General features: G+C 35.6%; 2 protein-coding genes. Both read right to left on the reverse strand.

Annotation, left to right across the window (positions count from 1 at the left end; genetic code table 11):
* Nucleotides 1–139: 139 nt before the first annotated feature.
* The coding region (locus AFK68_RS01805) for a hypothetical protein (protein WP_210407177.1) at nucleotides 140–724 on the reverse strand (585 nt) is incomplete at its 5' end.
* 909 nt (nucleotides 725–1,633) lie between these two features.
* A complete protein-coding gene (gene pyrF, locus AFK68_RS01815; protein ID WP_094671169.1) occupies nucleotides 1,634–2,347 on the reverse strand; it encodes an orotidine-5'-phosphate decarboxylase in 714 nt (237 codons plus the stop codon).
* Nucleotides 2,348–2,465 lie beyond the last annotated feature (118 nt).

Below are 2,465 nucleotides of genomic sequence, written 5' to 3' on the forward strand. Positions count from 1 at the left end.
CTTTTAAAATAGTCATACTTAAGTTATACAACAGTTTTAATTTCAGTAGACCATAGTAAGGAGATTTTATGGAGAATATATACTTGGTTTGGGTTTTGACGTAAATTCATCAATCTGAAAAGCAGTTTATTACTTTCTCTCATCTGCTTCCTCCTTCCTCTATTATTCTTGCTTTTTCCTGAAAATAACATCCTTTTAACCAAGCTCTAATACCTCTAGCAAATACTCCATTAATACTTTCTTCTGGTTGGGGCGGTATATTTTCTAGTAAACTTTCTTCTATAGAAAACATATTAACTAATTCCCATTGTGTCTGATTTTGCCTCAGAAATAACCAATGAAATTGTTGTAACTCTACTACCTGACTATCTCTATATTGTCTTTCTAAAGTTGTGAGAAAAATTTGATTAATATCCTCCTGCAGAAAAGGCGTATCATCTATTGGTAAAGGTTCAAACTCAGGACGACCTGCAATAACTATATTCCTTTTTAAATAATCCTTATTTGGTTGGCGATCGCGTTGAATTTCTCGATTAACATAACTAGGTAAATCTAACATTAAGGCTGCCACTAGAATTTCTAAATTATCAGAATTTTCAGGGCAAGTAGATTTTTTTTTCGGTGTTTCAGTAGGTTTTATTTCTTCTTTTATTTGTCTTTTAGGTCGTCTAGGTTTTCTCCTTCTAACAATTATTTGATTGTTGATAGTAAAAAATATAGAACTNAATTTCTAAATTATCAGAATTTTCAGGGCAAGTAGATTTTTTTTTCGGTGTTTCAGTAGGTTTTATTTCTTCTTTTATTTGTCTTTTAGGTCGTCTAGGTTTTCTCCTTCTAACAATTATTTGATTGTTGATAGTAAAAAATATAGAACTAGGTAAAAATAAATCGAAACTAACTGTACTAATAATCGTGATTATAGAAATAAATATTCTCAAATAAAATAACATTCGGCTTTAGGATTATCATATTAATATCTCCCTGAAAGTTATCATGTCTGAAAATAATTTACTGTTCAGTAATTTTTCCAAAGAATTTACAAATCAAATTTTTCAACTATTTAACCTCATACCAATTTCAACGCTCTAAATTTAACCAGAGTTACTTGTATAGCGCTACGCGCAAGTCAAAATTCAAAATTCAAAATTCAAAAGTAATCTCTGACTAAATTTCATAATTTACCGAAAAATTGGGTTTAAAGCCTCCCCCTAAAAGGGGGACTTTATGTTATACTTAAAAAAGCGGAAAGGTATTCAACCGCTCTAAAAACCTATAGCTACCGAGCCTTGTAGCGTTTGCACCTTGAAAACTAGAGTTATGGAGTTTTGTACACCGAATGCTTGTACATGGAAAAGCTCTAAGCAACAAGTATCAGAGAACCAAAGTTTTTTTTAAGGTTTGAACTGTACCGTAGGGCATACGGAAACAGGCTCTTGGAATAGAGCAAACGCTTGGGGAGAGAACCGCCTCTGAGTTAGGTCCTGTAAGGTGTTTAATTTAAGTGGACTCGTTGAACCAAGAATCCTGGTTTCAGGAGAATCTCCGCGCTTTTATGCCGGAGAGTATGTCAACAATGCCTTAACCTAAATGCGTAGTACTATAACTGATAACTAAACACCAAAGTCTCTTCTTTCTAAATCTCTTCAAGCTCTTGACAAATACGTTCCAAAGCCTCTTTTGGGTCAGCAGCAGCAGTAATAGGTCGGCCAATCACGAGATAATCAGCACCAGCTTTAATGGCCTGACTAGGAGTAAGCGATCGCTTCTGGTCTCCTGCTTCCGCCCAACTTGGCCTTATTCCCGGACAAACTAAGACAAAATCATCTCCACAAACTCGCCTCAACTGCTCGACTTCTTGAGGAGAACAAACCGCCCCACTTAAACCAGATTCCTGAGCCAATAATGCCATCTGCAAAGCATATTCAGGCAACTCCAAAGGAATTTTTAGGTCAAAAGCAATATCACGAGATGTCAAACTTGTCAAGATAGTAATAGCTATTAACTTTGGTGGGTTTTGCCCTATGGCTTTTGCCCCTTCCATAACAGCTTCTTGTGCTTTAGTCAAAGCTGCTCTACCAGCAGTAGCATGAATAGTTAGTAGATCGACACCATAACTAGCAGCAACGCGACAAGCCCCAGCAACAGTATTAGGAATATCATGGAACTTTAAATCTAGAAAAATCCGTTTCTGACGTTGTTTAAGAATGGAGAGGATCTGAGGGCCACAACTAACAAACAATTCTAAACCAACCTTCCACCAGATTATTTCGGGTAGTTTATCTATTAAGGCGATCGCTGCTGCCTCAGTCGGAACATCTAAGGGAACGATAATTTTATCAATAGTCATTACTTTTGCTAGACCATAAAACAAAACTAAGACATTATAGTTTTGACAACTTTTTACCGATGAGAAATTTTCCTAGACTCTGAGTCATAAGTTTTCTCTACTAAATTTTTCTGACTAT

Origin of the sequence: Hydrocoleum sp. CS-953 (assembly GCF_002260545.1) — a bacterium.
In the GTDB taxonomy this organism is placed as follows: Bacteria; Cyanobacteriota; Cyanobacteriia; order Cyanobacteriales; family Microcoleaceae; genus Trichodesmium.

What these genes read in the sequence shown, in the direction of transcription:
- pyrF (WP_094671169.1), bottom strand. Translation starts at nt 2,347, where the DNA reads ATGACTATTGATAAAATTATCGTTCCCTTAGATGTTCCGACTGAGGCA.